Genomic DNA, 26,957 nt, shown 5'->3' with positions numbered 1-26,957 from the left:
CTCGGCCGGGCCCGCAACAGCGGGTCTCAGAACAGCGTGTCGTAGATCTGCCAGCCGGTGCCGACCTGCGCCTTGGTGGCGAAGGGCTTGGCCGCGTTACCGGTGCCCTTGTAGTACCAGAGCACTCCTGATCCGTTCACACCGACCAGGTCGCCGATGCCGTCCCGGTCCAGGTCGCTCGGACCCAGCATCAGCTTGTAGGCGCCCCAGCCGGAACCGATCTGCACCCGCTTGGCATACGGTGCGGTGGCGTTGCCGGTACCCGTGTAGATCCAGAGCACCCCGGACTTGTCCCGCGCCACGAAGTCGGCCTTGCCGTCACCGTTCAGATCGCCGGTGGAGACGAGGGCGTCGTAGATCTGCCAGCCGGTGCCGATCTGCGCCTTGGGCGCGAAGGGCTTCGCCGGGTCACCCGTTCCCTTGTAGAAATAGATCACCCCGGAGCCGTTGCGGGCGAGCATGTCCGCCTTGCCGTCCCCGTCCAGGTCGCGCATGCCCCAGATGCCGTCGTACTGGTTCCAGCCGCTGCCGACCTTGAGGCGTGCCAGGTACGGCTTGTCCGGGTTGCCGCTGCCCCGGTAGTACCAGAGCACGCCGTCCTTGTCGCGGGCCGTGATGTCGCCCGTGCCGTTGGCACGCATCGCGGTCATCGCGGTGATGGCGGTGTAGTTCTGCCAGCCGTAGCCCATGAGGTAGCGCTTGTAGTACGGGGACGTGGCGCTGCCGGTGCCCTGGTACTGCCAGACGTCGCCCTTGCTGTCCCGGCCGATCATGTTGTAGCGGTCCGTCCCGGCATCCGGGACGGTGCCGCTCGCCTGCTGGACGTCGCTCGACTTCACCCAGGCGATGCGGTGGTTGTAGCGGATCGGGGTGTACAGCTCGGTGCCCACGACGCGGATCTGCGAGGAGCCGAAGTAGTCGTCGCCCTGGACCTCGTCCCCGGCCTTCACGTACGACTGCCCGCTGGGGAGCTTGTACTTCGACAGGTAGTCGGGGCTGTCCGTCGGCGCGGTGGCGCCGGTCCCGTCGTAGGCCGAGGCCTCGGGGAAGGAACGGCCGTAGAGCCGTGGCGTGGATCCGGCCTTCGCCTTCAGCACGGTCGGGGCGGTGCCGGCGACGCGTGCGGTGAACTGCCCGCCCGGGTTGGAGAACCAGGCCTTCTGCCCGCCGTACCAGATCGCCGTCCAGTCGTTCCGGGCCTCGGCCACGACGTACTCGCCGCCCGCGACGACCTTGTTGCCCCAGTTCGGGCCGTCAGTGGCCTTCACGTTCGGGATGTACGGGTCGGTGATCCTGGCCGACGTCGTCGAGGGCGAGGTGTGGAGGTAGCCGAAGTTCGCCGGCTGCTTGGTGACCGTGCTGCCGTTGTACGTCAGCTCCGGCTGGTTGGCCGTGGTGAACGGGGGCACCACCCGGACCACCTGGCCGGCCTTGACCGGGCCGCCCGCGCCACTGGCACCGGTCGGGGCGCCCATCAGCGACATGTAGTGGTTCCAGTCCCAGAACGGGCCCGCGTCCCAGTGCATGGGGGCGACATCGGCGTCCAGCGCACCGGGCACCTCGTCGTGGCCGATGACGTGCTCACGGTCCAGCGGGATGTCGTACTTGGCCGCCAGGAACTTCACCAGGGCCGCGGAGGACTCGTACTGCGGCTCGGTGTACCACGTACCGGCCTTGATGGCGTAGCCCTCGTGCTCCACGCCGATGGAGTGCATGTTCAGCGACCAGTTGCCCGCGTGCCACGCCAGGTTCTTGTTCTCGACCATCTGGGTGACCAGACCGTCCGAGGCGCGGACCAGGTAGTGCGTGCTGACACCGTTCGCCGAGTTCTGGAACGTGTCCACCGAGCCCTGGTAGGTGCCCTCGGTGTCGTGGATGACGATCTGGCGGATGCCGAACCCGCCCGCGGGCCGGTCGGCCGTGCTGTAGTTCCGCGTGCCGGTCTTCGGGTCCTCGGCCGGGATGAAGTTGCAGTTCAGGCCGGACGGGCACTCCGGTGTGACGGCCGCGGCCTTCGTCGTGGCCCTGCTCTCGGCCGCGGCGGCGAGCGGAATCTTCGACGGCTTGACCGGTTCGACGGAGGGGTCGGCGGGCAGCGTGACCTGCTGGCCCTCCGTGGTGAGCTGCCGCTCACCCGTCCTGATCGAGTCGAAGACCCGCTCGGCGAAGAGATCGGCGCCCTTCGTGTCCGTCGACTCGCTGAAACGGGCCACCGCGGGGTACCACTCACCCGCGCTGTCCGGCAGGGAGCCGGTCGCCTGCCGCTGGTACTCGGCCAGCAGCGCCGCGCCCGCGCGAATGCTCTGCTCGGTGCTGTCGCGGACCGCGTCGGTGCCGGCGTCGATGAGACCGGCGGCCTTGTCCAGGGTGTGGAGCCGCGGGTCGTCGGTGGCGACGGCTTCCCCGGGCAGCCCGCGCAGCGCCTCGGCGGCGTCGAACTTGCGCTCGATCTCGGGGCTGCCGCTCATGTTGAGGTGCGCGAGACGCTCCTTGCCGTCCGGCTGGACGACGTCCTTCGGTGTCACCCGGGTGAGCCCCATGACGTTGTACGCGCCGCTGGTGCTCGGCTCGCCGTCGTGGCTCTCCCACAGCGTCTGGCGGTACGAGACCGCCATCAGCACGCTCTGCGGTACGTCGAACTCGCGCGCCGCGTCCTTGAACTGCGTCTGCAGCGCGGCGGCCGCCGGAGCCGGCTTGCCGTCGGACGTCACGGTGTCCTGCGAGGCCATGGCGACCGTGCCGATCGTCGCGGTCGCCACGACCGCTGCCCCCACCCCGTAGAGCAGCCGTCTCTTCTTGAGATCCTTGCGATGGTTCCGCTTCAAATCCCCACCCCCAGTTGTCCACTTGTCCGAGTCTGAAAGTCGTGAGGCTAGCAGCCCCGACTGTGTCCCTCGTCACTGACCGCGCCGCGTCGTCCGTCTCAGTGACTGAGCACCAGGAAAAGCAGTCGACACGACCCCGTAATGTGGGACCCGTGACCGTGAACGCCAATACCTCCGTCGCCGGTGGCAACACCTGGCGAGACCTTCCCGCGGCGCAGCAGCCCGAGTACCCCGACTCCGAGGCGCTGCGCGATGTACTCGCGGACCTCGCGTCGTATCCGCCGCTCGTCTTCGCGGGCGAGTGCGACCAGCTGCGCGCCCGCATGGGAGCCGTCGCCAAGGGCGAGGCGTTCCTGCTTCAGGGCGGTGACTGCGCCGAGGCCTTCGACGCCGTGTCGGCCGAGCACATCCGCGCCAAGCTGAAGACGCTGCTCCAGATGAGCGCCGTCCTCACCTACGCGGCCTCCGTGCCCGTCGTCAAGGTGGGCCGGATCGCCGGCCAGTACTCCAAGCCCCGCTCCAAGTCGACCGAGACCCGCGACGGCGTGACCCTGCCGACCTACCGCGGCGACTCCGTCAACGGCTTCGCCTTCACCGAGGCCGAGCGCATCCCGGACCCGGACCGGCTGAAGCAGATGTACCACGCGTCCGCTTCCACGCTGAACCTCGTCCGCGCCTTCACCACCGGCGGTTACGCCGACCTGCGCCAGGTGCACGCCTGGAACCAGGACTTCGTGAAGTCGTCCCCGTCCGGCCAGCGCTACGAGGCCCTGGCCCGCGAGATCGACAACGCGCTGAACTTCATGAAGGCGTGCGGCACGGACCCGGCCGAGTTCAAGGCCGTCGAGTTCTACGCCTCGCACGAGGGCCTGCTGCTGGACTACGAGTCGGCGCTGACCCGCACCGACTCGCGCACCGGTGAGCTGTACGACACCTCGGGCCACATGGTGTGGATCGGTGAGCGCACCCGCCAGATGGACGGCGCGCACATCGAGTTCGCCTCGAAGATCCGCAACCCCATCGGCATCAAGCTCGGCCCGACGACCACCGTCGACGAGGCGCTCGGCTACATCGACCGCCTCGACCCCGAGCGCGAGCCCGGCCGGCTGACCTTCATCGTCCGGATGGGCGCCGACAAGGTCCGCGCCAAGCTCCCCGAGCTGGTCGAGAAGGTCACCGCCTCCGGGGCCACCGTCGCCTGGGTCACCGACCCGATGCACGGCAACACCTTCGAGGCCGCGTCCGGCCACAAGACCCGCCGCTTCGACGACGTCCTGGACGAGGTCAAGGGCTTCTTCGAGGTGCACAAGGGCCTCGGCACCCACCCGGGCGGCATCCACGTCGAGCTCACCGGTGACGACGTCACCGAGTGCGTCGGCGGCGGCCACGAGATCTTCGTGGACGATCTGCACCAGCGTTACGAGACGGCCTGCGACCCGCGGCTCAACCGCAGCCAGTCGCTGGACCTCGCGTTCCTGGTCGCCGAGATGTACCGGGATCAGTAGGCATCACCGCTGGTAGCGCGCGTACGACGGTGGGGCACGGATCGATGTGATCCGTGCCCCACTGGGCGTTCCGGGGCTTTTACCGCCCTTGAGTGGCGGGTAAGGTTAGGTTAGCCTCACCGACTATCGGGGCGGCCGCCACGACCCATCCCGCCGGGAGGTGAAACCGCGTGTACGTCTGCTCGTGCTTCGGCGTTACGGAGCAGCAGGTCAAGGAGCATGCGGAAGCCGGCGCCTGCACGCCCCGCCAGATAGCCTCCGCCTCCAAGGCGGGGACCGACTGCGGTGGCTGCGTCCGCACCATTCAGGCGATGCTCGGCCGCGGCGCCTGTCCGCGCCGTGAGCTGCTCGACCGCAAGCAGCCGCCCGGCACCGCTCCTGAACCAGGTATCGCCCCCGGTGCCGGTACCGGCACCGCTCTCGGGTTCCCCGAAGCCGCCTGAGCGTGACGGGGCACGAACGCGGGCCCGGTGCGCCCCGTGCCGGTCAGCTGTCCGGCTGCTCGATCAGCTGCGCGATGTAGAGCGGCTCGCCGAGCTTCTCGACCAGTTCCAGCTGGGTGTCGAGATAGTCGATGTGGTGTTCCTCGTCGGCCAGGATCGATTCGAAGATGTTCGCGGACGTGATGTCGCCCTTGCCGCGCATCAGCTCGATGCCCCGCTTGAGGCGGTCGATCGCCTCCACCTCGACCTGGCGGTCCGCCTGGAACATCTCGGTGACCGTCTGGCCCACGCGTACGTGGAAGAGCCGCTGGTAGTTCGGCAGTCCGTCGAGGAAGAGAATCCGGTCGGTCAGGATCTCGGCGTGCTTCATCTCGTCGAACGACTCGGAGCGGGTGTACTTCGCGAGCTTCGTCCAGCCGAAGTTGTCCTGCATCTTGGCATGCAGGAAATACTGATTGATGGCAGTCAATTCGGCGGTCAGCTGTTCGTTCAGGAACTCAAGGACCTCGGGGTCGCCCTGCATCGCAGAGGCTCCTTCCAACCGGTGAACTGGGCAAGTTGGCCGCATCTTCGCATCGCGCTCGGTGGCCGTCCAGTAAGTACATGCTTAGTAGTTCTTGCCCGAAACGTCTCTGTGCTGGTCATGACCACCCCTGCCTGTCTGTCACCATGGAGGCATGGGTCAGCCGGAAAGCCGGGAGAACCGCGCGTCAGAGCAGTCCGAGCTTCCACCGGGACAGCGACTGCAGCGCGGCTGGCCGGTCACCCATTACGGGCCGGTGCCGAAGTTCAAACCCGACCGCTGGGAATTCCGGGTTTTCGGCGCCACGGCCGACGGCGACAAGCACTGCTGGAACCATCAGGAATTCTCGGCGCTGCCGTTTTCCTCCGTCGTCGCCGATCTGCACTGCGTGACGAAATTCAGCATGCTCGGCGCGGAGTGGGGCGGGGTGCTCGTCCGCGACGTCGTGGCACTCGCGCCGCCCGCGCCTCATGTCACCCATGTGATGGTCTGGGCCGAGTACGGATTCAGCTCGAACCTCAGGATCGAGGACTTCACCGCCGAGCGGGCCCTGTTCGCCACCCACAAGGACGGTGAGCTGCTCACCGCCGAACACGGCTTCCCGCTCCGGCTCGTGGTTCCGCAGCTGTACGCCTGGAAGGGCCCCAAGTGGGTCCGGGGCGTCGAGTACATGACCGCCGACCGCCGCGGCTTCTGGGAGGAGCGCGGCTATCACAACGTCGGCGATCCGTGGAAGGAACAGCGCTACTCCTACCAGGAGGAGCCCGGGGACGGCCCCGAGCTCTGACCCCCGGCCCCTGCCGGTCCCCGGTCCACGGCCGCCTCAGTGGTGGTACTGGTGCGGGAGCGGGACCTGATCAGCTCCGGCCGCGCAGCTCCTTCAGCCGGGCCACGTCCGCCGCGTGCCCCTCCTTGCCGCCCGGTGTCTCGATGATCAGCGGTACGCCCTCGGTGGCCGGATGGGAGAACAGCTCCCGGAACGGCTCCGCGCCGATACGGCCCGCGCCGATGTTCTCGTGCCGGTCCTTGTGGGCCCCGGCCACGTCCTTGGAGTCATTGGCGTGGATCAGTTTCAGCCGGCCCTCGCCGACCGTCTCCACCAGCAGGTCCAGCGTCTCCGTCATCCCGCCGGGACCGGCCAGATCGTGTCCCGCCGCGAAGATGTGGCAGGTGTCGAGGCAGATGCCGAGCTTCGGGTGGGCGTCGAGCGCGTCAAAGTACGGGCCGAAGTCCCAGGTCCGCGAACAGAGCGAGAACCCCTGGCCGGCGGTCGACTCCAGCAGCAGGAACGGGTCGTCGTCGTGCGTCAGCTCGTCCAGCAGCGGCCGCATATGGGTGCGCACCTGGGCGAGCGCCTCCTCGCGGGGCCGGCCGTTGGTCGCCGAGCCGGTGTGCACCACGACGCCCAGGGCGCCGATCTCACGGGCGCGGCGCAGCGAGTGGCGCAGCGAGGTCACCGACTTCTCGACGGTCGCCGGGGTGTGCGAGCCGAAATTGATCAGGTACGGGGCGTGGACGTACGCCGGCACGGACTCGGCGGCGCACTCGGCGCGGAACTGCTCGTCCTGCGCCGGGTTACCGGGCGAGGTCGCCCAGCCGCGCGGGTTGGCGACGAAGACCTGGACGGCCTCCGCGCCCATCTCGCGGGCGTACGGGAGGCCCGCCCTGGCGAGGCCGCCGGCCACCGGTACATGGCCGCCTACAGGGTTGCGCATACGGATCTAGAGCCTCTTGGTCTTGATGGTGATGGTGCTGCCCTCGGGGGCCCGGTCGCCGCCGTCGACGGACTGGCTCGCGACAGTGTCGCTGATGGAGAGGAACGGGCGGTCGACCTTGACCTCGAAGCCGGCGTCCTCCAGCTCGCCGCGGGCGTCGTCGACGTCCTTGCCGGTGACGTCCGGCACATCGATCATCTGCGGGCCCTTGGAGACCGTCAGTGTGACGGTGTCGCCCTCGGCGGCCTCCTGGCCCTCGGCCGGTGACTGCTCGGCGATGTCGCCCGCGTCCTGCGGGGAGTTCACCCGGCCGGGCAGCACCTTGGCCTTCAGCCCCTCGTCGTCCAGCGCGTCGGTGGCGTCCTCGACGGAGAGGCCGGTGACATCGGGGACGTCGACCGGGCTGCCCTTGGACACCACGATCGCGATCGCGCTGTCCGCGTGGCGCTCGGTGCCCGCCTCGGGATCCGTCCGCACCACCTCACCGGCCTCCGCGTCCTCGCTGAACTCCTTGGTGGTCATGCCGGGCACCAGGCCCGCCTTCGTCAGCTTCCGCTTGGCCTCGGCCAGCGCGATGCCCTCGACGTCGGGCACCTTCACGATCTCGGGCCCGCGCGAGACGACGAGCGTCACCGAGCCGTTGCCCCGGATCCTGGCGGCCGGCTTCGGGTCGCTGTTGATCACCTTGCCGCGGTCGACGGTGTCGCTGTAGGCGCGCTCGACGCCCTTCACTTCGAGGCCGGCGTCCGACAGCCGTCCCTTGGCCGCCTGCTCGCTCTGGCCGAGGACCGAGGGGACGTGGGTGAACTGTCCGGAGTTGATGTACCAGACGCCGCCGCCGATCCCCAGGACCAGCAGCACGGCGACGACCGCGGCGACGATGCCGCGCCGCGGCCCGCCGAGGAGCCCGGCCCGCCGGTCCTGCCGGTCCGGCGGCAGCGGCGGGGGCATCTCCAGCCGGCTGGTGTGGTGAGCGGTTCCCTGGCCGGGCGGCAGCACTCGCGCAATCACGCTCGTGCGGTCCTCGGCGGCGTCGCGCACCTCGGCCAGGGCCTGCGGCGGTACGGCGTCCAGCTGGGCGTCGGTGAGGCCGGCGCGGGCCCGGCGGGACTCGGCGAGCAGGTCCACCGCGTCGAACGGCCGGACCTCGGGGTCACGCGCGGTGGCGCTCGCCACCAGCTCGTCGAGCTCGGGCGCGAGCGCCGGGACGATGGCCGAGGGGGCCGGGACGTCCTCGTTCAGATGCTGGTAGATGACCTGGGCGGGGGAGTCGCCGGTGTGCGGCTTGGCGCCGGTGAGCATCTCGTACAGGACCACCCCGCACGCGTACACATCGGCGCGGGTGTCCGCGGTGCCGCGCTCGATCTGCTCGGGGGCGAGATAGGAGACGGTGCCCAGGACGGAACCGGTGGTGTTGGTGACCGTGCCCACGGCCCGGACCAGGCCGAAATCGGCGACCTTGACCCGGCCGTCGTCGCCTATGAGTACGTTCTCCGGCTTCATGTCACGGTGCACGAAGCCCGCCCGGTGCGCGGCGCCGAGCGCGGCGAGCACCGGCTCCAGGATGTCCAGCGCGGCCCGCGGCTGCAGTGCCCCGCGCTCGCGCAGCACATCGCGCAGCGTGCAGCCCGCGACGTACTCCATCGCCAGGTATACGTACTGCCCCTGGGCCCCCTGGTCGAAGACCCCGACCACATTGGGGTGCGCGAGCCCCGCCACCGACTTGGCCTCGCGGATGAAGCGCTCGACGAACGAGGCGTCGGCCGCGAGCGCCGGATGCATCACCTTGAGGGCGAGCACCCGGTCGAGGCGGGTGTCCATGGCCCGGTAGACCGTGGCCATGCCGCCCACGGCGATGCGGGCATCGACGCGGTAGCGGCCGTCGAGCAGCTGCCCGACGAGAGGGTCCTGGAGGGTCGTATCCACGCAGCGAGTCTACGAGTCGCCGCGGACACGACCGACGGGCCGGGACGATTCCGGACTCGTGCTGCAGCCGAGCCGTGACAGGGACACGCGATCCACCGCCGCCGGAGCCGCGGTACCCGGTGTCAGAACGCCGGCCGTTCCGGGTCCAGCGCCGCCAGCCCCGCCACCGGCGACGACGCCTCGGCGAAGTGCCGGCGCGGTATCCGTCCCGCGCGGTACGCCAGCCGCCCGCCCTCCACCGCGTGACGCATCGCGGCGGCCATCAGCTCGGGTTCCCGGGCCCGGGTCACCGCCGAGGCGAGCATCACAGCCGCGCACCCCAGCTCCATGGCGAGCGCCGCGTCCGAAGCCGTCCCGGCGCCCGCGTCCAGGATCACCGGGACCCGGGCCTGCTCGACGATCAGCTGGAAGTTGTGCGGATTGCGGATGCCGAGACCCGAGCCGATGGGGGAGCCGAGCGGCATGACCGCCGCGCACCCCACGTCCTCCAGCTTCCGGGCCAGCACCGGATCGTCGTTGGTGTACGGCAGCACGGTGAAACCGTCGTCCACCAGGATCTCCGCGGCGTCCAGCAGCTCGACGGGGTCGGGCAGCAGGGTCCGCTCGTCGGCCACCACCTCCAGCTTGACCCAGTCGGTGCCGAGCGCCTCGCGGGCCAGCCGGGCGGTGAGCACGGCCTCGCCCGCCGTGAAGCAGCCCGCGGTGTTCGGCAGGACGCGGATGGCGAGCCGCTCCAGCACGGAGAGCACGGAGCCCCGCACGGTCGGGTCGAGGCGGCGCATCGCGACGGTGGTCAGCTCGGTGCCGGAGGCGGTCAGTGAGCGTTCCAGCACATCGAGGCTGGGCGCCCCGCCCGTCCCCATGATCAGCCGGGAACCGAGGACAGAGCCCCCCAGGGCGAAGAGGTCGTCCGACACGGTCAGCCTCCCTGGACCGCGGTCAGGACCTCGACCCGGTCGCCGTCGCGGAGCGCGGCGGCGGACCACTGGCCGCGCGGCACGACGGTCTCGTTCAGCGCGGCCGCGACACCCGAGGGCGCCTCGGTCAGGGTCGCCACAAGGGCGTCCAGGGTGGTGCCCGCGGCGACGGCGACGGCCTCGCCGTTCACGGAAACGGAGAGGGCCTGGGGCGCGGTCATGCGGGCTGCTCCTGTCGTACGGGGGTGGCGGCCGCGAAACGGCCGGGGGAGAAGGGGCGGGCCACCTCGGGCAGCTCGCCGCCGGCCAGCAGCTGCGCCATGGCGTCACCGGTGACCGGAGTGAGCAGCACCCCGTTGCGGTGGTGGCCGGTGGCGAGGTGGAGGCCTGGCAGCGCGGTGCGGCCGAGCAGCGGGGCGTTGTCGGGGGAGGCGGGGCGCAGACCGGCCAGGGTCTCGGTGAGCGGCAGCTCGGTGATGCCGGGCACCAGCTCGTGGGCGTCGCGCAGCAGCTCGTACACCCCGCCCGCCGTGACGGTGGTGTCCCAGCCCATCTCCTCGCTGGTGGCGCCGATCACCAGCTCGCCGTTCTCGCGCGGCACGAGGTAGACGTGGCTGCCCCGGACCACGGCCCGTACGGTGCGGCTGAGGAAGGGGGCGTACGCGGTGGGTACGGTCAGCCGCAGCACCTGGCCCTTGACCGGGCGGACGGGCGGCAGGACGTGGTCCGGCACCCCCGCGAGCCGGCCGCTGAGGCTGCCCGCGGCGAGTACGACCTGATCGGCCGCCGGCTCCGAACCGTCGGCCAGCACGGCCCCGGTGGCCCGGTCCCGCACCGCCGAGAGCCGTTCGGCCCGGTGGCGGTGGAAGACGACCCCGGCCCGCTCGCACGCCGTCAGCAGCGCGGTGGCCAGCCGGCGCGGGTCGACCTGGTGGTCGCCGTCGACCCGCAGTCCGCCGCGTACGCCCGGCGCGAGCATCGGCTCCAGGCGACGGCACTCACGGCCGGTGAGCCATTCGGACTCCAGCCCCGACCGGCGCTGCAACTCGTGCAGCTCCCGCAGATGGGCGCGGTCGTCGGTGTCCAGCGCGACGGCCAGGGTGCCGCAGGCGCGGTAGCCGATGTCCTGTCCGCCCGCCGCCTCCAGCTCGGCCGCGAACGCCGGATAGCGCGCGGCGGAGGCGACGTTGAGACCCAGCAGCAGTTCTTCGCCGTAGTGCAGTTCGGTGACGGCGGCCAGCATCCCGGCCGCGACCCGGGCGGCCCCGCCGCCCGGATCGGGATCGACGACCGCGGTGGCCAGGCCGCGCTGTGCGGACCGCCAGGCGGTCACCAGGCCGATGATGCCGCCCCCGATGACGAGGACGTCGGACCCGCTCGCGCGGTGGGTGCGCATGGGCATCCAGCCCCTCCCTTCGCCGGCATGACCCGGATCAGGTTCGTACGGTCGGAGGCCGTCCAGCCTCCCTCTCAGCCCGGTGCGTCCGGGCTCCCGCGAGTGTTCTACGTGGGCCACCCTAGACCCCGTCCCGCGGGGAGTCCCGGGAGGGCGGTGGGCGAGAGCGCGACGGCGGACCACTTTCCTGACGGACCGTCAGATGATTAAGGTGGACGGGTGAACGAACAGCAGCGGGCAGAGCGGCAGTCGGAGCGGGCGGGGCGACGGGTGGTCGTCGTCGGCGCGGGCATGGCGGGCGTGCAGACGGCGGTGGCCCTGCGGGAGCAGGGCTTCACCGGCGCCCTCACGCTGATCGGCGCCGAACCCCATCAGCCCTACGACCGCCCCCCGCTGTCCAAGGCGGTGCTGCTCGGCAAGGCCGAGGAATCCGCCTTCGACATCGACTTCGAGGCACTGGGCATCGAGTTGCGGCTGGGCCGCGAGGTCACCGGCCTGCGCGCCGGCGACCACGAGCTGGACACCTCCGCGGGGCCCGTCCCCTACGACGTCCTGGTCATCGCCACCGGCGCCGAACCCGTCGTGCTGCCCGGTTCCGAGGGCGTGCCGGGCGTCCACCTGCTGCGCACCCTGGACGACGCGGCGCGGCTGCGGCCCGTCCTGGAGGCGCGGCACACCGTCGTGGTCGTCGGCGCGGGCTGGATCGGCGCCGAGTTCGCCACCGCGGCCCGCGCCGCGGGCTGCGAGGTCACCGTCGTCGAGGCCGCCGAACGCCCCCTCGCGGGCGCCCTGCCCGCCGAGGTCGCCGCCCCGATGGCCGCCTGGTACGCGGAGAGCGGCGCCGTACTCCTCACCGGGGCGCGGGTGGCCCGCGTCGAGCCCGGCGGCGTGGTCCTGGCGGACGGGCGCACGCTCCCGGCCGACGCGGTCGTCGTCGGGATCGGCGCACGGCCCGCCACCGGCTGGCTGGCCGGCTCCGGCGTCGGGCTCGGGCCCGACGGATCGGTGACCGCCGACGCGGCGCTGCGCACCTCGCTGCCCGACGTGTACGCCGTCGGTGACTGCGCCTCGTTCCCCTCCGCGCGCTACGGGGCGCGCCTGCTGGTCCACCACTGGGACAACGCCCTCCAGGGGCCCCGGACCGCGGCCGCCCAGATCATCGGCGCGGCCGGCGGGGACGGGGCGGAGCCGCCCGCCTATGACCCCGTGCCGTATTTCTGGTCCGAGCAGTTCGGCCGGTTCGTCCAGTACGCGGGTCACCACGATGGCGCGGACACCCTGCTGTGGCGCGGCGATCCGGCCGGCCCCGCCTGGTCGGTGTGCTGGCTGCGCGACGGCGTCCTGGTCGCGGTGCTCGCCGTCGGCCGGCCGCGCGACCTGATCCAGGGGCGCAAGCTCATCGAGGCGGGCACGCGGCTCGATCCGGAGCGGGCCGGTGACGCGTCCGTACCGCTGAAGTCGGCGGCCCGGCAGTAGGCCCCCGCACCGCCGGAGCCGTCCGCCCGTGGCCGGGTCACGGCCGGTCGCCGGCACCACTGCCGCGGCGCGCGAGGCCCTGAAGGGCCGAGTCCGGGTATCGGCTGTCAGTCCGGGATGGCAGGCTTGTCCCGTGACCGAGATTGACGCAAAGATCGATGCTCTCGTCCCTGACTGGCTCTACCTTCCCGATATCGCCGAAATGTTCGATATCGAGGTGACGCGTGTGCGGCAGCTGGTCAAGGAGGGCCAGCTGATCGCCGTACGACGTGGTGAGAACCGGGCACTCCAGGTGCCTGCCGCCTTCATCGACGGCGACAAGGTGGTCAAGGGTCTTACGGGGACCCTGACGCTCCTGAGGGACGACGGCTACTCCGACAAGGAGATGCTGGAATGGCTCTTCACTCCCGACCCGAGCCTGCCGGGCACGCCCGCGCAGGCGCTGAGTGAGAACCGCGGCACGGAGGTGAAGCGCCGCGCCCAGGCGCTCGCCGTCTGACCGACAGCCGTACAGGTGGTGCGGGCCGCACGGTGCGGTCCGCACCACTTCCGCACCGCCTACCGAACGCCATCGCTCTCCCGGGGGAACTCACCATGTCCACGCCTCGCGCGCTGCTTTCCGATGCCCGGCTCTATCTGTGCACGGACGCCCGCAGGCGGCAGGGGGACCTCCCCGAGTTCCTCGACGCCGTCCTCTCCGGCGGGGTGGACATCGTCCAGCTCCGCGACAAGGGGATGGAGGCGGCCGAGGAGCTCGAACACCTCGCGGTCCTCGCCGACGCCTGCGAGCGGCACGGCAGGCTCCTCGCGGTCAACGACCGGGCCGACGTCGCCCATGCCATCGGCTCCGACGTGCTGCACCTGGGCCAGGGCGACCTGCCGGTGCCCGCAGCCCGCGCGATCATCGGCCGGGACGTGATCGTCGGCCGCTCCACGCACGCCGGGGCCGAGGTCGACGCCGCCGTCACCGAGCCCGGCGTGGACTACTTCTGCACCGGCCCCTGCTGGCCCACCCCGACCAAGCCCGGCCGGCACGCACCCGGCCTCGATCTCGTCCGCTACGCCGCCTCGCTCGCCCCGGCGCGTCCGTGGTTCGCCATCGGCGGGATCGACGCCGGCAATCTCGACGAGGTGCTGGACGCCGGAGCGCGCCGCGTCGTCGTCGTACGGGCCCTCACCGAGGCCGCGGATCCCGCTGCCGCCGCCGCTGAGCTGGCCGAAAGGATCCGGGCCCGCGCCGACGCGTGATCCGGCGGACACACCGGGGCGGGCGGGACCGCCCGAGCGGCGTGTTTGGGACATCGGTGTCCGAAGCGTGGACAAGTACCGGTCAATTCGGGCAAATCCCGCCGGTTCGGTTGGGTGGCCGCCACGCCCTGGTTAACCTGCCGTTATGGCCCTTGGCACACCCTCCACCAGGACAGATCGCGCGCGCACCGTGCGTGAGATGCTCGCGACCGGCGAGACCTTGTACTCCTTCGAGTTCTGGGCGCCCAAGACCGAGAAGGGCGAGCGCAATCTCTGGAACGCGCTGCGCCGGATCGAGGCAGTGGGACCGAGCTTCGTCTCGGTGACCTACGGAGCCGGTGGGTCCACCCGGGCCGGGACGGTGAAGGCGACGCAGGACATCGCCGCCGAGTCCACCCTCACCCCGGTCGCGCACCTCACGGCGGTCAACCACTCCATCGCCGAACTGCGCAACATGGTCGGCCAGTACGCGGACGCCGGAATCCGGAACATCCTCGCCGTGCGCGGGGACCCGCCGGGCGACCCGATGGGCCCGTGGATCGAGCACCCGCAGGGTGTGCGGTACGCGGCCGACCTCGTCCGGCTGATCAAGGAATCCGGCGACTTCTGTGTCGGCGTCGCGGCGTTCCCCGAGATGCATCCGCGCTCCGCCGACTGGGACACCGACATCCGGCATTTCGTGGACAAGTGCCGCGCCGGTGCGGACTACGCGATCACGCAGATGTTCTTCGACCCCGAGGACTACCTGCGTATGCGTGACCGAGTGGTCGCCGCCGGTTGCGAAACCCCGGTCATTCCCGAGGTGATGCCCCTGACGAGCGTCCGCCAATTGGAGCGTTTCCCGCAGCTCAGCAACGCGAGCCTGCCCGCGGCACTGAAAGAACGCATCCTCGCCGCCAAGGACGATCCCGCCGCTGTACGCTCCATTGGCATCGACTTCGCAACGCGGTTCTGCGCGAGGCTGCTGTCCGAGGGTGTTCCCGGGCTGCACTTCATCACGTTGAACAACTCGACGGCGACGCTCGAAATCTACGAAAATCTCGGACTGCACAAGCAGTCGTGACCGGCCGTACCCGCCGAGATCCGGGGCGGTGGCCGTAGAAGGGGGCGGGCATGGGCTGGACGGTCCTCTACATCGCGTTCGGCATCGTTGCGCTGTGGCTGCTCGGCGAGGTGCTGCTCCAGTACAAGGCGCGGCTGCGCTGGCGTCTGCTCGCCTTCACCGGCTTCGTCGGTGTGGTCATCGGTGTCCTGATCCCGTCCGTGCCCGTCATCGCGATCGGCGCGATCGCCTTCGCTACCGGCCAGACGTACGTCACGCTCTCCTTCCGGCGCGGTTTCTCGACCGGCTGGGCCATAGGGGGCAGCCCCGGTGAGAGCCGCCGCCGCCGTGGCGGCGGGGACCGCGAGCCGCGTCTCCAGGTCTCGGACCTGGAGACGGAGCACGACCCCGGCACACCGCCGGAGCCGTCCCACGTCCCGCAGGATCCAGCGGCGGTCTACGCGCCGGAGCCCCTGCCGGACGACACCGGGCAGTACGGCGTCTACACCGACCCCCGGCCGCAGCAGGGGCAGCACCAGGAGCCCCAACAGCCCCAGGGCCAGCCGCAGTACGCCGCCTACGACCCCTACACCGACTACTCCGCGTACCCGGCGCAGGGCCAGGACACCTCCTACGGCGGCCAGGACGGCCAGAGCGGCTACGGCGGCCAGGACACGTACGCGGGCCAGGACGGCTACGCGGGAGCCGGGCAGTACGACTACGGCACGGCGGGCCAGCAGTACGCCGCGTACTCCGACCCGTACATCGGCACCGGTACGACCGAGGGCGCACCGCAGTACGGCACGTACGACAGCTACGGGAACCACGACAGCAACGGCGGCCGGGAGCAGTACGCCGACCCGTACGCCCAGTCCCAGCAGTACGCTCCCGAGACCCCGCCGGGCGGTGTCTGGGTGCCGCAGCAGCGCGAGGGCGAGCAGTACCACCCCCCGATGCCCCCGGAACAGCCCGTACAGCCCGCCCAGTACCCGAACGGCTACGACACCGGCCACAACGACCAGTACCGCTACTGACACCACCGCCTGACGGCTGGTCACCACTCCCCGGCGCCCACCGCCTGACGGCTGGTCACCGCCTGACGGCCGGTCACCACTCCCCGGCCCCCGCCGCCTCACTGGGAGCCGCGGAACCCGTCCCCCTCGACGATGAGCCCCGCGACCAGCGTCCCCGACATCCCCGCGTGCGCCAGGCCGCCGCCCGGATGCGCCCAGCCGCCCGCCAGCAGCAGCCCCGGCACCCGCGTGCGGTTCCCCGGATGCAGATACCCGCCGCCGGCCCCGGCCAGCGCGGGCGGCGGAACCGAGCCGCCCCGCGCACCGGTCTCCGCCTCGGTCTCCGCGGGCGTCCGCACCTCCGTGCGGAGCAGCCGGTCGCGCAGACCGGGCACGGCCGCACCCGCCGTGTCGATCAGGGTGTCCGCGTACCGCGTGCGCAGCGCGGCGTCCGTCCAGTCGACCGGGCCGTGCGGTGCGACCGTCGCCATCAGCGTCACGGCCTCGTGGGCCGCGTCGGGACGGGTCGAGGGGTCATCGGGGCGCAGCACCGTCACCGTGGGGTGCGCGGCGAGCCGGCCCCCGAACACCGCCGCGCGCTCGGCCGCCCCGTCCGCCGGGTGCACCAGCGTCCGGTGCGCGGCATCCGCGGGGCGGGCGCCGCGCAGCGACAGCAGGACCAGGAACCGGCCCGCCGCCCCGCCGCCCGGCCGCGGCTGAACCGTCACATCGCCGTCCCGCCAGATCTCCTGACCCGGCATCAGCCCCGCGTGCGGGCGGGCTCCGAGCACCACGTGGGCGGCCTCCGTGACCGTCCCGTCGGCCAGCTCCACACCCGCCGCCCGGCCGTCCTTCTCCACCACCCGCGCCACCTCGGCGCCGAAGACGAACTCCACCTTCCGCGCCAGGCACCGCTCGTACACCGCCTGCGCCAGCGCCCGCATGCCGCCGGAGACGTACCAGCTGCCGAACGTCTCCTCCATGTACGGCAGCAGGGCCGCGCTCGCCGGGGCGTGCAGCGGATCCAGGCCGTAGGACAGCGCGTACCCGTCGAGGAGAGCGGCCAGCCGGGGGTCCGCCAGCTCACGGGAGCCGACCTCCGCCACCGTGCCGGCCCGCGAGGCCGGGCGCAGCAGCCGCCGCCGTACCAGCGCCGGGTACGGATCGCGGGCCAGCACCTGCCAGTCGGGCCGCAGCGGTTCCTCCAGCAACGGCCGCCTGGACCGGTCCCAGGCATCCCCGGCCCGGTCCAGGAACGCGCCCCAGCTCGCGCCGGCGCCCTTCCCGAGCGCGCCGTCCAGCGCTTCGACGACCCCGGCCCGCGAGGCGTTCGGCAGCGACACCGCGGTGCCGTCCGCGAAGACATGGCGGCTCGCCGGATCGACCTGGGTCAGGGTGACGCACCGCTCCAGCGGCTCCTTGCCCGTCTTCACGAACAGATCGCGGTAGACCGCGGGCAGGTGCAGCAGGCCGGGCCCGGTGTCGAACGCGAAGCCGCCCCGGGCATGACGGCCGACCGAGCCGCCGAAGGTCTCCGACCGCTCGTACACCGTCACCCGGTGGCCTGCCACGGCCAGCCGGGCCGCCGCCGACATCGCGCCCATCCCGGCGCCGATCACCGCAATACGTGCCATGGCAGCGACCTTAACGGCCGCCACTGACAGCTCAGCCGTCAGGCCACTGGGAAACGGGGGAGGCCGGCCGCCTCTCCTCCCGCCGCTGCGCTCTGCGGCGCAGGAAGCGGCGGATGCGGGAGGCCAGGAAGGCCAGTACCAGCAGGCCGAGCAGCAGCAGCGTCCCGGCGATGCCGGCCGCGATCACCGGATGGAAGATGGCGAACGTGACCACCGCGGCCACGCCCAGGTCCTCGACCGTGCTCATGGCGATATTGCTGAACGGCTCGGGGGAGGTGTTGACCGCCATCCTGGTGCCGGCCTTCACCAGATGGCTCATCAGCGCGGTGGAACCGCCGACGGCCCCCGCCGCGAGCTCCGACAGCGAACCGTCCCCGCCCGCCAGCAGTGCCGCGACGACCGCTCCGGCGAGCGGCCTGACGAAGGTGTGCGCCGTGTCCCACACCGAGTCCACGTACGGGATCTTGTCGGCCACCATCTCGCACAGGAAGAGCACACCGGCCACGACGAGCACATCGGTGCGCTGGAGCGACTCGGGCACCTCGTCGGTGACACCGGTCGCGCCGAAGACGCCGAGCAGGAGGACCACCGCGTAGGCGTTGATCCCGCTCGCCCAGCCGCTCGTGAACACCAGAGGGAGTACGGACACGGACGCGATCGTAACCAGTCGGCGTACCGCCGCGGGAGCGCTTGGATGCGCAGGCCTGAGTATCCGTACCCAGAGGCCGAGATGAGTAGGTACGCGGATGAGCCGCGACCTGCGCGGACGGCAGAGTGGGGACCACGGAAGGGGCGCTGCGCCGGTACCGCCGGCACGGGGCGGCGGAGCAGGTGCGGCACCCCGTCCGGAACGGGGGTGCGCGGCGGAGGACCGGGACCACGGGGGACAACGGGGTCACGGGGGAAGGTTCTCCGGCAGCACGGATGACGCCGGTCGGGCGAGGCTCGGGGGGATCGAGCCCCGCCGGACCGGCGTCGTCGTGTGTCCGGGCCGCCGCGCGGAGCGCGGGTCAGCGCCCGCTGACCCGCCCGTGCAGCAGCAGGGACAGCGCCGAGTGGACGTCGTCGATGGACCGCTCCGGCTGGAACGCCTGCCAGTCCAGCGCCGCCACCAGCACCATGCCGACCAGCGCGGCCGCCGTCAGCGGGATGTCGATCTCCTCGCTGAGCTCGCCGCCCGCGACCCCCTCCTTGAGCACGTCCTCGACCACGGCGACGGCCTCCTGGCGCACCACCAGCAGGGTCGCCTGCCAGGCCCGGTTCGTGCGCCACAGCTCGGCCACGTACAGCTGGGTGAAGGCGGGATAGCGGTCGATGAACGCCAGGCCGGCCCGGATCATGGCGTCCAGCGCCTCGACCCGGCTGCCACCGCGCTCGTCGGTCTCCTCGGCCGCCGAGCGCAGCGAGGAGGTGAGCAGCCCGACGCCGTGGCGCAGCAGCTCCTCGAAGAGTTCGGTCTTGCTCTTGAAGTTGTAGTAGACCGTCCCCTTGGCGACCCCGGCGCGTTCGGCGATCTCGTCCACGGTGGTGGCCGAGAAGCCCTTCTCGGCGATGAGGGTCACGGCCGCCTCGTAGAGCTTCTGCCGGGTGGCCTGGCGGCGCGTGGTGCTACTGCTTTCCATGCTCCTGATTCTCACAGGTCCCGGGGTGCTCACAGGCTCAGTTCCGGGTGGAGCCGCTCCAGTGTCCACATCTGCTTGCGGCGTGCCGAGACTGCGGTCAGTGCGAGCGCGCCCGCGGTGAAGGCCAGCAGCACCGCGCAGCCGTGCCAGACCGGGCCGAGCCCGCCGCCCGTGATCAGCCGGCGCAGCCCTTCGACGACGTAGCTCATCGGCAGGTAGGGGTGGATCGCGTTGAAGAAGCCCGGACTGGTCTGCACGGGGTACGTACCCCCGGCCGAGGTCAGCTGGAGCATCAGCACCGCGAGTACGAGGATGCGTCCCGCCGCCCCGAAGCGGGCGTTCAGCCACTGCACGATCGCGGCGAAGCAGCAGGTCACCAGCGCCAGGAAGCCGATCGTCCCGGCGGCCCTGACCATCTGGAGACCGAGTCCCCAGTGCAGTACGGACATCAGCGCGGCCACCTGGAGCAGGCCGATCGCGGCCACCGGCAGCCAGCCCGCGAGGGCGATGCGCCAGGCCGGGGCCCCTGCTGCCAGGGCGCGCCGGTTGAGCGGCTGGATCAGCATGTACGCCACCATCGCGCCGACCCAGAGGGAGAGCGGGATGAAGTAGGGGGCGAAACCGGTGCCGTAGTCGGGGGCGGCGTGCAGTGACTTGGAGGCCAGCTGCACCGGGTCGGACATGACTCCCGTACGGGCGTCGCGGTCCTTCTCGTCGTAGTCGGGGATCTTGCCGACCCCGTCGTTGAGGCCCTGGGCGAGCGTGGCCGAACCGTCTCCCAGCCGGATCATTGCGCTGTCCAGGCTGGTCGCGCCCTTCTTGAGGTCCCCGACGCCGGTGTTCAGCTCGGCCGATCCCGACTTGGCCGTGGCCAGTCCGGTGTGCAGCTGACCGGCGCCCTTGGCGACCTTGTGGGCACCGGTGTTGAGCGCGTTGATCTTCTTGACCGCGCTCTTCAGGTCCTCGTCGAGATGCGGTGAGTGCTTGGCGAGGGCGTCGGCCTGCTCCTGAAGGGTGGTCAGCTGACCGCGCAGCTTCTTGAGGTCCCCGTGCTGGTTCTCGACCAGGGCGTTCACGTCGTCGGCCACGGCCGCGACATCGGCCGCCGCCGTCACGGCCCGCTTCAGCGGCGGACAGACGGTGGCGTCGGGGAGCGGCTGCTCCTCGCACCGGGTGCGGTGGACGTCGGTGAGATCGTCGGAGGCCGTGTGCGCGGCGGTGGCGGCGGCGGGCGCGGCCTTCACCAGCACGTCGAGGTTGTCCCGTACGGTCTGCGAGGAATCGGCGACCAGCCTGGCCGTGTCACCGATCGACTTCCCGTTGTCCTTCAGGAACGGGCGGACATCGGCCGCCACCCCGTTGACCTTGTCGGCGAGGAGCTGGGTGCCGTCCGCGACCTGGCGCGAGCCGGTCTCCAGGTCGCCCGCGCCGGTGTTCAGCCTGACGATGCCGCCGGCCAGTTCGCTGCTGCCGGCCTTCGCGTCCTTCAGCCCGTCCGCGAGGTCCTTCGAGCCCTTCTTCGCCTTGCCGATCCCGCCCTTGAGATCGTCGGCGCCCCCGGCCGCCTTCGCCGTCGCGTCGTGGAGATCGGAGAAGTTGATGAAGATCCGGTCGAGGAAGCCGCGCGAGGCGTTGGCCGATGCGGCGGTGCGGACCTCGGAGAAGACCGTCCGGGAGATCTGGCCGACGATGTAGTTGTTCGCGTCGTTGGTGCGCACCTGGAGCGCACCGGTCTCGGGGGAGTCGCCCGCGCTGGAGGCGATGCGCCTGCTGAGGTCCGACGGCATGGTCAGCGAGAGGTAGTACGTTCCGTCCTCGACGCCCTTGCCGGCCTCGGCGGCGCTCACCTCGTGCCAGTCGAAGACCTTGGAGTCGAGCAGCCTGCCGGTGATCTCGTCCCCGGCGGCGATGCGCTTGCCCTCGGCGGTGGCGCCCTTGTCGTCGTTGACCAGGGCGACCGGGATGCGGTCCAGGCGGCCGTACGGGTCCCAGAACGACCACAGGTACAGGGCGCCGTAGAGCAGGGGCAGCAGCAGAAGTGCGGCCAGGGCCGCTCGCGGCAGCCTCCCCCTGCCGAAGCGCCTCAGCTCAAGAGTGGCCAGTCTCGGCGAACGCATCGGCCGTCCTTTCGTCGTCCGTGGTGTCGGTGGTGTCGGTGCCGCCGTGGGTATCCGTGCGTACGGTGACCGCGTCCTCGGGGGCCTCGCTGCACACGGCCAGCACGGTCGTGCCGCCGGCGGCCAGGGAGCGCAGCAGCTCCCAGGCCTCGGCGCGCTCGGCGGCGGAGAGCTTGAGATCGGCGTCGTCCACCGCGATCAGCGCCGGCCGGCCGATCAGCGTGAGGGCGAGCGAGAGCCGCAGGGCCTCCAGCCGCTCCAGGTCCCGTACGGAGGTCCGCTCGGCCTTGGGCAGCGTGGCGGGGTCGAGTCCGGCGGCTTCCAGCGCCGCGTCGATCCGGGCCCTTGCCGTGGCAGCGCGCTCGCGGCGAGGTCGCAGCAGGGCGCGCGGGGAGCCGTCGTAGCGGCGCTGGAGCAGGACGCGTTCGCGCAGGTGCTCGGCGACCGTGAAGGCCGGGTCGAGCTCGCTGACCCCGGGCACGGGGCCCAGCGCGGCGATGCGCCGTACGGCGGCGGCCCGGCGCGGCAGGCGCAGGCCGCCGGTCTCGGCGTGGCCCTCGATGGAGCGCATCCGGCCGGTGAGGGCGAGCAGCAGGCAGGTGCGGCCGGAGCCGGACGGGCCCTCGACCGCGATCAGGGAGCCGGGCCCGGCGCTGAACGTCACACCGCGGAAGGCCCAGCCGCGTGGTCCCTTGAGCCCGAGGTTCTCGGCGGCGACAGCTGCCCCGTGCGGACTGTCCACAGGCCCTCTCCGTTCTTTTGAACTGACTGGTCAGTACAAAAAGATAGCCCCAGCTCGCGATCGAAGCAAAACCCCAGGTCAGGCGGTGGTCGAAGCCGATTGTCAGTGGGGGCCGTCACGATGGATACAGACGGCCACGAAGCCGTTACGAGACAGGAGGTTCTGTCATGGCCCACTCGTCCGCAGCAGCCGCTCCGCGACGCCGCGCAGACGGCCCTGCCCCCTCACCGACCGGTCCGGCGCACGACGTCCACCCCGTTCTCCGGCGAGCCACGGCGCCGCCCGCCGCTCTCGACCTCCTCGCCCAGGCCCGCGCCGGCCTCGAAGAGGCAGCTGTTCTCGACGTGCCCAACGAGCGCTATGCCACCGCCCACCTCGCCGCGCTGCGCGCCGCCGCCGCGGTTCTCGCGGTCCGGGGGCGCCCCGAGACCTCCCGGCGGCGCCGGGAGCGGATCCGCAGCGCCTGGGAGGTCCTCCCGGAAATCGCCCCCGAGCTGACCGAGTGGAGCGCGCTGTTCGCCTCGGGTGCCCGGCGGCGGGCCCGTGCGGAAGCGGGCATACCCGGAGCGGCCGGCCGGCGTGACGCGGACGACCTGCTGCGGGACGCGGCGATGTTCCTGCGCCTGGTGGAACGGCTGCTGGTCCTCCAGCCGGTGCTGCCGCGGCCCCGCGGGGAGCGGCCCGAGGAGTGAGGGCGGCGCGGGCGGTGCGAGGCAATAGGGTGGACAGGACCTATCACCTGCGCTGTTCACGCTCCGCCGTCAGCGGCGGCACCGTGCCGAGGAGACAACTGCCGTGTCGGACCAGCTGCGCCCCCGCGCCTCCCTTCGTACCGCCGTGGTCTGGGAGGTCCTCAAGGACGCCCTCGACCGTCAGGTCAAGGCGACCGGCAGGGACGCCCTGGACGTACTGGACACCGGCGGCGGTACGGGCAACTTCGCCGTACCCGTGGCCCGCCTCGGCCATCGGGTCACCGTCGTCGACCCCAGCCCCAACGCGCTCTTCGCGCTGGAGCGCCGCGCCGCCGAGGCCGGGGTCGCCGACCGGGTCCGCGGTGTCCAGGGCGACATCCTGGGGCTGTTCGACGTGGTCGAGCGCGGTGGCTACGACGCGGCGCTCTGCCACGGCGTCCTGGAGTACGTGGACGACCCCGCCGATGGCGTACGGAACGCGGTCGACGCGCTCCGCCCGGCAGGGGCCCTCAGCCTGCTCGCCGCCGGGCTGGGCGGCGCGGTCCTGGCCCGCGCGCTCGCCGGTCACTTCACCGAGGCCAGGCAGGCGCTCAGCGACCCGGCGGGCCGCTGGGGCGAGGGCGACCCGATGCCCCGGCGGTACACGGCGGAGCAGCTCACCGAGCTGGTCACGGCGGCCGGTGCCGAGGTCGGCGCGGTCCACGGCGTACGCGTCTTCGCGGACCTCGTACCGGGCGTCCTGGTGGACACCGAGCCCGGCGCGATGGAAGCCCTGCTCAAGCTGGAGACGGCTGCCGCCGAACTGCCTGCTTTCCATTCCGTGGCGACCCAGCTGCACGTCCTGGGCACCAAGCCCGCCTGAGGCACCGGCCGGATCATGCCGCTAGCGCGGCTGATCAGCAACGCAGCCGCAGACGGAGTACGGCCCAGCAGCCCCGATCAGCTCCTCGGCCCCGTATGATCGGGGGACACCATCCGGCATGACGGATCGGAGGTTGGGGAATCAACGCCTCAGCAGCTGAGCCGTCGTGGCGGCCCGGACTGGCTGTTTGGCAATGAGGGCGGGTTTCACGGGGACGATTCCCTGCCTATCCTGGAAGGGCCGCATACCGGCCGCCCCCCGCGGCCGACGACGAGGAGGACTCCGTGCCGCTCTCGGAGCACGAGCAGCGAATGCTCGAGCAAATGGAGCGAGCGCTGTACGCCGAAGATCCCAAGTTCGCGACAGCGCTCGAGGGAAGCGGGCTGCGTACGTACACCCGGCGACGGGTCTACCAGGCAGTTGCTGGCTTCCTGGTGGGTATCGCGCTCCTCATGGCCGGAATGGTCGCCCAGCAGATCTGGATCAGCGTGGTGGGGTTCCTCGTCATGCTGGGCTGCGCGGTGCTCGCGGTCACGGGCTGGCGCAAGGCGCCCAAGCCCGGTGAGCAACAGACAGCCGGGACCGGGACCGGAGGCGAGGGCGAGCGTCGACAGCCCAAACAGCGCCGGACCGTGATGAACCGGATCGAGCAGCGGTGGCAGCGCCGCCGCGATGAGCAGGGCCAGTAAGCGCTTCGAACACTTATGGGTGAGGGGCGGTCGCATTTCTGCGACCGCCCCTCACACGTGTGTCCGCGCCGCGGACGCCGGCTGGACGGCGTGCGCCCCCAGCCGCCGGGCGGGCTCCCGAGCCCGCCCGGCGGTCGGGGCGATCAGCCCCGCGCGGTTCAGCCCTCCTGGTGGGACGGGCGCCGCAGCCACGTGGGGCGTCGGGGCATGCGCCACCGGGCGGTCAGAGCTGCCCGGCGGTCCGAGGCCGCCCACACCACCCGTACGGCCGATCGCGGTGCCACGACCGCGCGGAGCCGGGTGGACCGGCCGACGGAGGCCCGCAGCGCCGTCCGTACCGCCTGCACGTCCTCCGAGAGCCCTGCTCCGGGGCGCGGCTCAGGGGCGTAGAGCACCTGCTCCACCGCGCCCGCCACCCGGTGCACCGCCTCGGCCCCGTCGCTGCCGAGCTGCCCCAGCCGCACGATCCGGGCCGCGGCCTTGCGCGGGGTCAGGGACTCGTCCGGGACGATGCCGTGGTCCCACGCCGTGTCGGTGATCTCCCGCCAGGCCGCCAGCGTTCTGGCGACGGCGTCGCCCGGCGTACGCCCGGCGGAGAAGCTGAGCCTGCGGGCCCGCGCCCGGATCCGCCAGAGCATCGGCAGCGACGGCAGCAGCAGTACGAGCAGCACCAGCAGGACCACGCCGAGCACCGTGCCCGTCGGCGTCCCCGAATCCGTCGGCCCCACCGCTCCGGAAGCCACCGTGCTGCCGCACTCGCCCTGCTTGCGCAGCTGCGGCGGGCAGCTGTCCGAGGCGGACGGGGCGGCCGGCACCGCGGCCGACGCACCCGTCTCCGGGCGGGCCGGATCGGCCGGATCGCCGGACGGAGCGTCCGGCAGGGTGTACGACGGCGCGGTGCCACGCGTCGGCGTCGGCTCGAAGCGGGTCCAGCCGATGCCCTCGAAATACAGCTCCGGCCAGGCGTGCGCGTCACGCAGTCCGACCGACATCGAACCGTCCGACTGCGCGGTACCGGGGGTGAAGCCGATGGCGACCCTGGCCGGAATGCCGAGCGTCCGGGCCATCGCGGCCATCGTGAAGGAGAAGTGGACGCAGAAGCCCTCCTTGTCCTTGAGGAAACGGCCGATCGCCGCGCTGCCGGTGCCGGAGTTCACCGAGGTGTCGTAGGTGAACCCGCCGTCCGAGGCGAAGTAGTCCTGCAGCTTCACCGCCTGCTCGTAGGCGTTGCGGGCCCCCCTCGTCACCTCGTCGGCCGTCTCCCTGACCACCTTCGGCAGCGAGTCGGGCACCTGGGTGTACTCGCGCCGGAGGGCGGCCGGGGCCGGTCCCGCGTCGGCGAGCTGGCCCGATGTCGGCTGCACGACCAGGCTGGAGACCTCGTACTGCGCACCCTTGGTCGTCTCCCCGTCGTCACCGACGAGGGTGCGTCCCTCGGACTCGTACCGCCAGTGCCCGCCGACCCTGACCTCGGTCGCCGGATAGGGGAGGGGCAGATAGGTCTGCCGGTACGAGGGGGACGCGGAGATGTTCGAGCTGATCTCCGTGACCGCGACCTCCGGGGACAGACCCCCCGGGCTCGGAAGCCGCTTCGGCACGTCCTTCAGCCGGCGGGTCGACGCCCGCCACTCGTTTCCGTTGAACTGGTCCAGCGCCAGGATCCGCAGATAGAAGTCCTGAGGACTGTTCGAGTTGGTGCGGTACGACATCACCTGCCGGTTCTCCGGCTGGTTGAGGTTGTTCTGCAGCGAGACCAGCGGGTTCACCGCGGAGATGGTGCCGCCACCGCCCCCTCTGCCGTTGCCGGCCCCGTTGCCGGCCAGCAGACCGCTGTCGAGAGCGGGCAGCGCCGCGGGTACGGCCAGCGCGACTCCCAGGGCCAGCGCGCCGATGCGGCGCCCCGTGCGCACCGGGGCGAGCGCTCCGCCGCCCGAGAGATCGCCACCGGCCGGGCCGCCCCTGGGCCTGGCCGCGCCGGAGAAGACCCGGCCCCACTGGGAGAGCCGCTCGCGCCCCTCGGCCAGCAGCAGGAGCAGATAGCCGCAGGCGGCGAGGAGGAACCACAGCCAGTCCGCACCGCCGTCCGACAGCCCGGCCGCGACCGAGTACAGGGCCAGCAGGGGCAGCCCGGCCGGGGCGGCACTGCGGAACGTCACCGCCAGCACGTCCACCGCGAGGCCGACCAGCAGCACACCGCCCACCAGCATCAGCCGGATGCCCGCCGTGGCCGGTGCCGGAATCGCGTACCGGCCGACGTCATCGGCGCCCGCCGACAGCAGATCCACGAGCAGCCGCACGGCCTGCGGTCCCGGCAGGAACCCCGCCGGCGCCTGCTCCCGGGCGAACGCCACGGTCAGCAGCATCAGCGTGACCAGCATCTGCGCGGCGACGGTCAGCAGCCGTGGCAGCGGCACCCGGCGGCCGAGCGCACCCACCCCGCACTGGACGGCCAGCAGGAACGCGGCCTGCCCCATCCAGCCGACCGGGTCGACCAGCGGCAGCATCGAACACGCCGCCATCAGCGTCGCCGCATAGGCGCACAGCGCCAGTCGACCATGACCGCTCATGAC

24 protein-coding genes and 1 riboswitch are annotated in these 26,957 nt (G+C 71.8%); of the genes, 11 read left to right on the top strand and 13 right to left on the bottom strand.

Going from position 1 to position 26,957, the window contains the following annotated elements:
* Positions 1-26: 26 nt before the first annotated feature.
* Positions 27-2,825, bottom strand: a complete 2,799-nt coding sequence (locus tag ACZ6S6_RS01765; RefSeq protein ID WP_469703069.1) for an N-acetylmuramoyl-L-alanine amidase — start codon at positions 2,823-2,825, stop codon at positions 27-29.
* A 158-nt stretch (positions 2,826-2,983) separates the two neighbouring features.
* Between ACZ6S6_RS01765 and ACZ6S6_RS01760 the strand changes: the two genes are divergently transcribed.
* Positions 2,984-4,330, top strand: a complete 1,347-nt coding sequence (locus ACZ6S6_RS01760; protein WP_362953796.1) for a class II 3-deoxy-7-phosphoheptulonate synthase — start codon at positions 2,984-2,986, stop codon at positions 4,328-4,330.
* A 170-nt stretch (positions 4,331-4,500) separates the two neighbouring features.
* Positions 4,501-4,773, top strand: a complete 273-nt coding sequence (locus ACZ6S6_RS01755; RefSeq protein WP_469703067.1) for a (2Fe-2S)-binding protein — start codon at positions 4,501-4,503, stop codon at positions 4,771-4,773.
* 43 nt (positions 4,774-4,816) lie between these two features.
* On the opposite strand, the gene bfr is transcribed toward ACZ6S6_RS01755, so the two are convergent.
* A complete protein-coding gene (gene bfr / locus ACZ6S6_RS01750; protein ID WP_124718145.1) occupies positions 4,817-5,296 on the bottom strand; it encodes a bacterioferritin in 480 nt (159 codons plus the stop codon).
* A 154-nt stretch (positions 5,297-5,450) separates the two neighbouring features.
* Here bfr and ACZ6S6_RS01745 point away from each other — a divergent pair, with 154 nt between their 5' ends.
* Positions 5,451-6,083, top strand: coding sequence for a sulfite oxidase-like oxidoreductase (locus ACZ6S6_RS01745; protein WP_362953546.1), 633 nt, complete (start codon positions 5,451-5,453; stop codon positions 6,081-6,083).
* A gap of 70 nt (positions 6,084-6,153) precedes the next feature.
* Here ACZ6S6_RS01745 and ACZ6S6_RS01740 read toward each other — a convergent pair whose 3' ends face one another.
* The 5 genes from ACZ6S6_RS01740 to thiO all read right to left on the bottom strand — a co-directional run bounded on the left by ACZ6S6_RS01740 (position 6,154) and on the right by thiO (position 11,250).
* A complete protein-coding gene (locus ACZ6S6_RS01740; RefSeq protein WP_362953548.1) occupies positions 6,154-7,011 on the bottom strand; it encodes a deoxyribonuclease IV in 858 nt (285 codons plus the stop codon).
* A 6-nt stretch (positions 7,012-7,017) separates the two neighbouring features.
* Positions 7,018-8,937, bottom strand: coding sequence for a Stk1 family PASTA domain-containing Ser/Thr kinase (gene pknB, locus ACZ6S6_RS01735; protein ID WP_469703062.1), 1,920 nt, complete (start codon positions 8,935-8,937; stop codon positions 7,018-7,020).
* A 122-nt stretch (positions 8,938-9,059) separates the two neighbouring features.
* Positions 9,060-9,854: a thiazole synthase gene (locus ACZ6S6_RS01730; RefSeq protein ID WP_362953552.1), complete on the bottom strand. Its 795-nt coding sequence runs from the start codon at positions 9,852-9,854 to the stop codon at positions 9,060-9,062.
* A 2-nt stretch (positions 9,855-9,856) separates the two neighbouring features.
* Complete coding sequence (gene thiS, locus ACZ6S6_RS01725) at positions 9,857-10,075, bottom strand: sulfur carrier protein ThiS (protein ID WP_362953554.1); 219 nt, start codon at positions 10,073-10,075, stop codon at positions 9,857-9,859.
* Positions 10,072-11,250, bottom strand: coding sequence for a glycine oxidase ThiO (gene thiO / locus ACZ6S6_RS01720; protein WP_469703822.1), 1,179 nt, complete (start codon positions 11,248-11,250; stop codon positions 10,072-10,074). Before thiO ends, thiS begins: the two co-directional genes overlap by 4 nt.
* Positions 11,248-11,360, bottom strand: a riboswitch (TPP riboswitch). Its footprint overlaps the gene before it by 3 nt.
* Before the next feature lie 109 nt (positions 11,361-11,469).
* Here thiO and ACZ6S6_RS01715 point away from each other — a divergent pair.
* From ACZ6S6_RS01715 to ACZ6S6_RS01695, 5 genes are all read left to right on the top strand, one after another.
* Complete coding sequence (locus ACZ6S6_RS01715; RefSeq protein WP_469703058.1) at positions 11,470-12,726, top strand: NAD(P)/FAD-dependent oxidoreductase; 1,257 nt, start codon at positions 11,470-11,472, stop codon at positions 12,724-12,726.
* Between the two features lie 133 nt (positions 12,727-12,859).
* Complete coding sequence (locus ACZ6S6_RS01710) at positions 12,860-13,225, top strand: Rv2175c family DNA-binding protein (protein WP_362953558.1); 366 nt, start codon at positions 12,860-12,862, stop codon at positions 13,223-13,225.
* Between the two features lie 95 nt (positions 13,226-13,320).
* Complete coding sequence (gene thiE, locus ACZ6S6_RS01705; protein ID WP_362953560.1) at positions 13,321-13,974, top strand: thiamine phosphate synthase; 654 nt, start codon at positions 13,321-13,323, stop codon at positions 13,972-13,974.
* A 145-nt stretch (positions 13,975-14,119) separates the two neighbouring features.
* The gene (gene metF, locus ACZ6S6_RS01700) at positions 14,120-15,037 is read left to right on the top strand and encodes a methylenetetrahydrofolate reductase [NAD(P)H] (protein WP_362953562.1); all 918 of its coding nucleotides are present in this window, start codon (positions 14,120-14,122) and stop codon (positions 15,035-15,037) included.
* A gap of 50 nt (positions 15,038-15,087) precedes the next feature.
* Entirely contained in the window at positions 15,088-16,050 is a 963-nt protein-coding gene (locus ACZ6S6_RS01695) for a hypothetical protein (protein ID WP_469703050.1), read from the top strand.
* Between the two features lie 98 nt (positions 16,051-16,148).
* Here the strand turns inward: ACZ6S6_RS01695 and ACZ6S6_RS01690 are convergent, their stop codons facing one another.
* The 5 genes from ACZ6S6_RS01690 to ACZ6S6_RS01670 all read right to left on the bottom strand — a co-directional run bounded on the left by ACZ6S6_RS01690 (position 16,149) and on the right by ACZ6S6_RS01670 (position 22,144).
* A complete protein-coding gene (locus ACZ6S6_RS01690) occupies positions 16,149-17,663 on the bottom strand; it encodes a phytoene desaturase family protein (RefSeq protein WP_469703047.1) in 1,515 nt (504 codons plus the stop codon).
* A gap of 31 nt (positions 17,664-17,694) precedes the next feature.
* Complete coding sequence (locus tag ACZ6S6_RS01685; protein ID WP_469703045.1) at positions 17,695-18,312, bottom strand: DUF4126 domain-containing protein; 618 nt, start codon at positions 18,310-18,312, stop codon at positions 17,695-17,697.
* Between the two features lie 361 nt (positions 18,313-18,673).
* A complete protein-coding gene (locus ACZ6S6_RS01680; protein ID WP_362953569.1) occupies positions 18,674-19,285 on the bottom strand; it encodes a TetR/AcrR family transcriptional regulator in 612 nt (203 codons plus the stop codon).
* Between the two features lie 29 nt (positions 19,286-19,314).
* Entirely contained in the window at positions 19,315-21,402 is a 2,088-nt protein-coding gene (locus tag ACZ6S6_RS01675) for a YhgE/Pip domain-containing protein (protein WP_362953571.1), read from the bottom strand.
* Positions 21,374-22,144, bottom strand: coding sequence for an ATP-binding cassette domain-containing protein (locus tag ACZ6S6_RS01670; protein WP_469703042.1), 771 nt, complete (start codon positions 22,142-22,144; stop codon positions 21,374-21,376). The genes ACZ6S6_RS01675 and ACZ6S6_RS01670 overlap by 29 nt, the downstream gene beginning before the upstream one ends.
* A gap of 167 nt (positions 22,145-22,311) precedes the next feature.
* Between ACZ6S6_RS01670 and ACZ6S6_RS01665 the strand changes: the two genes are divergently transcribed.
* The 3 genes from ACZ6S6_RS01665 to ACZ6S6_RS01655 all read left to right on the top strand — a co-directional run bounded on the left by ACZ6S6_RS01665 (position 22,312) and on the right by ACZ6S6_RS01655 (position 24,387).
* Positions 22,312-22,836: an SAV_6107 family HEPN domain-containing protein gene (locus ACZ6S6_RS01665; protein WP_362953575.1), complete on the top strand. Its 525-nt coding sequence runs from the start codon at positions 22,312-22,314 to the stop codon at positions 22,834-22,836.
* A 103-nt stretch (positions 22,837-22,939) separates the two neighbouring features.
* Positions 22,940-23,698, top strand: coding sequence for a methyltransferase (locus ACZ6S6_RS01660; protein ID WP_469703040.1), 759 nt, complete (start codon positions 22,940-22,942; stop codon positions 23,696-23,698).
* Positions 23,699-23,982: 284 nt separating this feature from the next.
* Positions 23,983-24,387: a DUF3040 domain-containing protein gene (locus ACZ6S6_RS01655; protein WP_362953579.1), complete on the top strand. Its 405-nt coding sequence runs from the start codon at positions 23,983-23,985 to the stop codon at positions 24,385-24,387.
* 158 nt (positions 24,388-24,545) lie between these two features.
* On the opposite strand, the gene ACZ6S6_RS01650 is transcribed toward ACZ6S6_RS01655, so the two are convergent.
* Entirely contained in the window at positions 24,546-26,954 is a 2,409-nt protein-coding gene (locus tag ACZ6S6_RS01650) for a transglutaminase TgpA family protein (RefSeq protein ID WP_469703038.1), read from the bottom strand.
* Positions 26,955-26,957 lie beyond the last annotated feature (3 nt).

The organism is Streptomyces sp. NPDC048671, from assembly GCF_055587045.1.
This window is presented reverse-complemented; position numbering and strand designations above follow the sequence as displayed.